Origin of the sequence: Jeotgalibacillus terrae, from assembly GCF_016908195.1 — a bacterium.
Classification (GTDB): Bacteria; Bacillota; Bacilli; order Bacillales; family Jeotgalibacillaceae; genus Jeotgalibacillus; species Jeotgalibacillus terrae.
The window spans coordinates 1-5,804 of the sequence record NZ_JAFBDK010000041.1 but is presented as its reverse complement, the minus strand read 5'-3'; the positions used below and the strand labels follow the sequence as shown (position 1 = coordinate 5,804).

Genomic DNA, 5,804 nt, shown 5'->3' with positions numbered 1-5,804 from the left:
CTTAAGGGCGGACTAAAAAAGATCCAAACCGGGTTGGGAGCAGCACTCTTGACAGTTTTGTTCATATCAGGAGGCTCACCGCACGCCCTGCGGAATGCGTTCCCCCTGCAGCGGAAATCAACAGCCACCTTTAACAGAGTTAATTGATTAAAAATGTGAAGTGACACCCATTTTTCAAGAATATTCAGTATACCTTTTTCAATTCATAATCGTTTCACGTACAATAGAAGAAATAGACAGCAGGAGGACATCATCATGGCGACACATCATATAGAAGCATCTGATAAAGTACTGCACGGTTCATTCAGCCCTGAACATAAACCAGTTCTGACAATCAGCACCGGGGACAGCGTTACGCTGAATACAATTGGTCTTGAATGGGGCCTGAAGCATAAAGACGGGAGCAGCACTTCATATCGCTCGAGCACCAAAGAGAAGAAGCCGGGTCATCCGCTGATCGGTCCAATCAAAGTAAAAGGAGCCAAGCCCGGTATGATGCTCGCAGTCAGGATTAATAAAATCGTTCCAGGCTGGTACGGTTGGAATGCAGGGGGCGGTTCAGATGCCTGGCAGAATAAGCAGGCTGAAATTTCAAGTGAAGATAAGACGATCTTAAACTGGGAACTTGATGCTGAAAGGATGACTGGAAAAACAATTATCGGCACGAGGGAGTTTCAGGTTCCGCTGTCTCCGTTTATGGGTGTGCTTGCGAATGCCCCATCTGAAAAAGGTATTCATTCAACGATTCCACCCCGCTATTGCGGTGGGAATATTGACTGTAAGGAGCTTGTTGAAGGAAGCACGGTCTACCTGCCGGTTGCAGCAGATGGCGCGCTGTTTTCTGTAGGCGATGGACATGCTGCTCAGGGAGACGGGGAGATTTCAGGTACAGCGATCGAATGTCCGATGGATGAAGTCAGCCTGACCTTTACACTGTTTGAAAATCAGACGATCAGCCTGCCGCGTGCTGACACGCCGTCAGGTTGGCTGACATTCGGGTTTCATGAAGATCTGGATCAGGCGGCAGGGATTGCACTGAAGGAAATGATTGATCTCATGCAGGAACGCTTTCAGGTAAGCAGGGAGGAAGCCATTGCGCTTGGCAGTACTGTAGTGGATTTGCGGATCACCCAGGTTGTGAATCAGGTGAAAGGTGTACATGCTGTCCTGCCGCATGGTGTATTGGAAGTAAAAACAAGTGATGATGCAATCAGGTAGCATCTTGTAAAAGGGGATGTTTCAATGCAGATCAGACAAATAAAAGAGGGAGAGTACGATTTCTTTCTCGATATGCTCTATGAATCAATCTATATGACTGAAACGAAGCCGCCAAGAGAGGCACTTCTCGAATCTGAAGGATTAAAAAAGTATCATGAAGAGTGGGGACGTCCGGGAGATGAGGTGCTGGTTGCTGAAAAGGAAGGAGAACTGGTCGGTGCGGTCTGGTACCGTCAGTTCACTGAGGAACATCCGGGCTATGGATTTGTCAGTCCGGATATACCGGAGATCGGTATGGCAGTAAAAGCTTCAGAAAGGGGGAAAGGAGTAGGAAGAAAACTGCTTGAGGAGGTTATAGCCTTTGCAATGAGTCAGGGGTATGAAGCGTTGTCCCTGAGTGTGGATCCGTTTAATCATCATGCTTATAAGCTATATAAAAGTGTAGGGTTTTATAAGGTGGGAACCTCCGGAACATCTGTGACGATGCAGGCATCACTGGTGGAAGCAGACCGGAAGATCAGGGGAATCACCAGGACGAAAGATCTCAGCCACAGTAAGTCAAAAGGGCATCGCGAAAGCCGGATCAGTAAAGTGGCGGTCGGAGCGATCTGCCTATTGTCAGGTGTCATCCTGATGGCAGGTTCATGGATTGCATCTGCCATATACGCTACAGCGATGACTGTATGGGATGGGAGATACGGTTTGTTCTTCTCAGCCATGCTCGAAACAAGTGTGGCTCCGCTTATTCTCAGCGCAGGTCTTATGCTGAGTGGGCTTGTATTAATTCTGAACGAAAGAGAACTCTGGCATTCAAACAAAGGAGAGATGTAAATGATTAACGTCGCAATGTTAAGCCGCTGGCATGTTCACGCGGACGATTACATAAAAGAAGCACTAAATCATCCGGAAATTAAAGTAGCAGCGATCTGGGATGAAGATCACACGAGAGGTGAACAATGGGCAAGTGAGCAGGGAATCCCATTTACAGAAAACCTGGAGGAAGTCTTAAATAAAGAGGATATTCATGCTGTGATTGTTGATACACCAACCGAGATGCATAGAGATGTGATCATTAAAGCTGCGCAGCATGGTAAGCATATTTTCTCTGAAAAGGTGCTCGGTCTCACTGAACAGGAATGTGAAGACATTTTTACAGCAGTAGACGCGGCGGGTGTTCATCTGATGCTGTCTCTTCCAAGGCTGTCTGCAGATTATTATGTGTATGGACAGCAGCTTGCTGATGAAGGAAAGCTTGGGAAGGTGTCTGCAGTCAGATGCCGGGTGGCTCATAATGGTGCTGTCCCGGTTGAAAACGGTCAGGGATGGCTACCCCCGCATTTCCTCAAAAAAGAGGGGACGGCAGGCGGTTCACTGATTGATCTCGGTGCACATCCGATCTACCTTGCGAACCGGTTATGTGGTGAGCCTGTAGAAGTAAAAGCAATGTTCCAGCATGTCTATGATCATGAGGTGGATGACCAGTCAGCTGTGCTTGTGAAGTATGAAAGCGGCCAGGTAGCCGTTCTGGAAACGGGTTTCGTCACAAGTGGACTGTTCCAGCTTGAAATTCACGGTTCTGAAGGCGTGTATATAGTGGAAGACCGGCATGCCCGTTATAAAAATGCTGAAACAGACGGAAAGTGGATGGAGGCAGAACTGCCTGAAAACCTTCCGAGTGCAATGTCCCAGTGGATCAGACAGATTCAGGAGGAGCAGGTTCCTTTTATAACGAGACAGGATATGCGCAGACTGACAAAAGTAAATGAGCTGGCCTATCAGCAGTCATGACAATGCGGAAACAGGGACATCAAATCCCTGCTTCCGTTTTTCGTTGAACAGAAAGAATCACAATCGACATCATCAGCAGGAAGACACCTGTCCATGAAAGCAGTGACAATGTTTCACCCACAATTGCAACACCTAACAGTGCAGCAGTCATCGGTTCAGCAAGAGACAGGGTTACAGCGGTGGACGATTTTATGCCCTGCAGACCTCTTGCAAATAAAAGATAAGCGGCGGCTGTGGCAATTACGCCGATATAAAGACCTGTTCCAAGCCCTTCAGTTGTTGCGATCCAGCTCAGGTCAAAGAAAAACAGGACAGGAGAAAGCAGTACAGCGGCAAGTGTGAATACCACTGCCGTCACTGTGTCAGGAGGATGACTATTCAGCAGTTCTTTACTGACAATCGTATATGTCGCAAATGCTGTTCCGGCAACGAGTGCGAGCAGCATCCCAATTGGATCTACTGTAATCGCCTGTGGATTGGCAAACAGAAACACACATCCGGTGATGGCGGTGAAGGTAGCAGCCCACCACTTTCTGTCCGGTATTCTCTTATATAAAAGCCATTCCAGTAATCCTGCAATGACCGGTGCTGAGCCGATTGCAGTGACTGTTCCTACTGCCACACCTGTCATCAGAACAGCCGAAAAAAAGAATGGCTGATAAAACGCCATACATAGCGCAGCAGCAAAAAGTGTCGGCAGTGGCCATCCTGATAGTGAAAAGTTTTTTTGCAGGATTGAAAACAGCAGCAGTGCAGCACCGCCTATACATAATCTGAAAGCGCCAAATGCGACAGGGTGGGTGCTATCAGGCGCAAATGATTGTGCAGTCCCAGTTGTCCCCCACAGCACGGCCGCAAATAAGACAAATAAAATAGAAGCAGATTTCAACGTACTCACCCGTATTTCGTTTTCTTCCAGTATACGGGTAATATTGCAAATCTGTAAGAGGTGAATGAAGTTGGAAATGGAAAGAGTCATATTAAGACCGTTTAACTTAAAAGATTTTAAAGAATATAAAAAACAGATAGAAAAGCGGAACCCTTCCCGTCACCAGTATGATGAAGGGTATATTGATATGACTGGTTTTACAGAAAGTCATTTCAAAGAGAAAGTAGAGCGGTATGAACAATGGGCAGCTGAAGACCATATATATGTGTTTGCTGTGGTCAGAAAAGTAGATCAGGCACTTTTAGGGCATGTTGATATGCTGATTCTGCAGCGGGATGATACGCAGTGGGCTGCAGGCGGATACGCATTGCATAATCAGTTCTGGGGAGAAGGTTATGGAACTGAGAGTCTGCGAGGGCTGATCCGTATTGCATTTGAAGAACTGAACCTTCACAGATTAGAAGCACAGATTAATCTGGACAATCATGCTTCTGTTAAAACAGCTGAAAAAGCAGGTATGCAATATGAGTGTACGCGTAAGAAATTTATTCACGAGAATGGAAAGTGGACAGACCATTTGATCTATTCGATCTATACAGACGAATAAAAGCGCCTATGCGGCGCTTTTTTCTCTGTCTTTTTTATTTTTACGCGTTCTTTTAATATCGAGCCAGATCCCAAGCGCGATCGCAATCCATAAAAACGGCTGATCTATGCTGAGCGGCGTATCTGTTTCTCCGCCAATAAGCTGAAGAAAAACGACCAGTACTGAAAAGTAAATCGTCACCGGCAGACCGACCAGTTCGTCACGCTTTGATGCTTTTGGATCAAACGTTACAATAGATACGGCTATAAAGATAAAAAACAGAATAAACAACAGACCAGTTGTGAGAAAAGGTGTGACCTCCGGAAAGAAAAACCGCACGAAAACCATTGAAAGAGCGGCAAGTGCGAGTAGAGAGCTAACCCGGTTTACCCATAATTTCATTGTATATCCTCCTGATATTTCTCTTACCAGTATAGAAGAAAAAAGGGTCAGGAAGCAAAAACTTTTCTCTTGACTATATGCCCCTGGGGGTATAATATAATCAATGTAAACTTTACAAGGTGGTGTTGAAGTGGAATTTGTTCTTGCAGCAGCAGTTATTGTACTCATTATTTCATTTTATAAACGCTATGCGCCGGTCAGTGGTGTGAAGTGTATTCCGGAAGACCAGCTGAATCATTCAGAGACAATTGTAGACTTAAGACCTTATAACGATCCTACTGTTAACCGTCACTCACCGTTTCAGCATGTTCCTTATGCATATCTGAAACGCTTTTATAAAGAATTGCCAAAAGAAAAGATTCATATTATAGCTTCAGATCAGGTTGACCTGAAGCTGGGGATCCGTTTTTTAAAAAGCAAAGGATATCAGGTTGAGAAAATGACACTGCTTCAGCAGTCACAGCCTGGAATGGTTAAATTAAAAAAATGTGGAGGTTATTAAAATGAAATCAATTATGCCAACAGAAGTGGAACAGAAGTTAAATGCAAATGAAGAGATTCACATTCTTGACGTAAGAGAAGCTGAAGAAGTACAGGGCGGTAAGATCCCCGGAGCTGTAAATATTCCGCTTGGACTGCTTGAATTCCGTAAGCAGGAACTTGATAAGTCAAAGGATTATATTGTTGTATGTGCTTCAGGCGGCCGCAGTACAATGGGTACGCAGTATCTTGAAGGCCAGGGCTTTAACGTAACGAATATGTCAGGCGGTATGATGAACTGGCAGGGGAAAACTGAATAACTTTTATGAAGAGCCTGGGACAAAACTGAACTGCCCCCCGTCAAGTAGACAGTGGAAATAATAAAAGTGATTTAAGCGGCTTTCGCTCTATATTCTATAGGGCTGAGGCCGTTTAATCGTT

At 45.4% G+C, this 5,804-nt stretch carries 8 protein-coding genes; 6 read left to right on the top strand and 2 right to left on the bottom strand.

Annotation, left to right across the window (positions count from 1 at the left end; translation table 11 throughout):
- The first annotated feature begins 255 nt into the window (after positions 1–255).
- From JOD21_RS19080 to JOD21_RS19070, 3 genes are read left to right on the top strand one after another with little or no spacing between them, the layout of a single operon-like run.
- A complete protein-coding gene (locus tag JOD21_RS19080; protein WP_204731084.1) occupies positions 256–1,218 on the top strand; it encodes an acetamidase/formamidase family protein in 963 nt (320 codons plus the stop codon).
- A 24-nt stretch (positions 1,219–1,242) separates the two neighbouring features.
- The gene (locus JOD21_RS19075; RefSeq protein WP_204731083.1) at positions 1,243–2,049 is read left to right on the top strand and encodes a GNAT family N-acetyltransferase; all 807 of its coding nucleotides are present in this window, start codon (positions 1,243–1,245) and stop codon (positions 2,047–2,049) included.
- On the top strand, positions 2,050–3,006 hold the full coding sequence (locus JOD21_RS19070) for a Gfo/Idh/MocA family protein (RefSeq protein ID WP_204731082.1): 957 nt from the start codon (positions 2,050–2,052) through the stop codon (positions 3,004–3,006).
- Between the two features lie 19 nt (positions 3,007–3,025).
- Here JOD21_RS19070 and JOD21_RS19065 read toward each other — a convergent pair whose 3' ends face one another.
- The gene (locus JOD21_RS19065) at positions 3,026–3,895 is read right to left on the bottom strand and encodes an EamA family transporter (RefSeq protein ID WP_239581702.1); all 870 of its coding nucleotides are present in this window, start codon (positions 3,893–3,895) and stop codon (positions 3,026–3,028) included.
- A gap of 76 nt (positions 3,896–3,971) precedes the next feature.
- Between JOD21_RS19065 and JOD21_RS19060 the strand changes: the two genes are divergently transcribed.
- Entirely contained in the window at positions 3,972–4,502 is a 531-nt protein-coding gene (locus tag JOD21_RS19060; RefSeq protein WP_239581703.1) for a GNAT family N-acetyltransferase, read from the top strand.
- Between the two features lie 6 nt (positions 4,503–4,508).
- On the opposite strand, the gene JOD21_RS19055 is transcribed toward JOD21_RS19060, so the two are convergent.
- Entirely contained in the window at positions 4,509–4,883 is a 375-nt protein-coding gene (locus JOD21_RS19055; RefSeq protein ID WP_204731079.1) for a hypothetical protein, read from the bottom strand.
- Positions 4,884–5,013: 130 nt separating this feature from the next.
- Here JOD21_RS19055 and JOD21_RS19050 point away from each other — a divergent pair, with 130 nt between their 5' ends.
- Both JOD21_RS19050 and JOD21_RS19045 read left to right on the top strand, forming a co-directional pair.
- Positions 5,014–5,385: a sulfurtransferase gene (locus JOD21_RS19050; protein WP_204731078.1), complete on the top strand. Its 372-nt coding sequence runs from the start codon at positions 5,014–5,016 to the stop codon at positions 5,383–5,385.
- Between the two features lies 1 nt (position 5,386).
- Positions 5,387–5,683 carry a rhodanese-like domain-containing protein gene (locus JOD21_RS19045; protein WP_204731077.1) on the top strand — a complete coding sequence of 99 codons (297 nt, stop codon included), beginning with the start codon at positions 5,387–5,389 and terminating at the stop codon, positions 5,681–5,683.
- Positions 5,684–5,804: the final 121 nt, after the last annotated feature.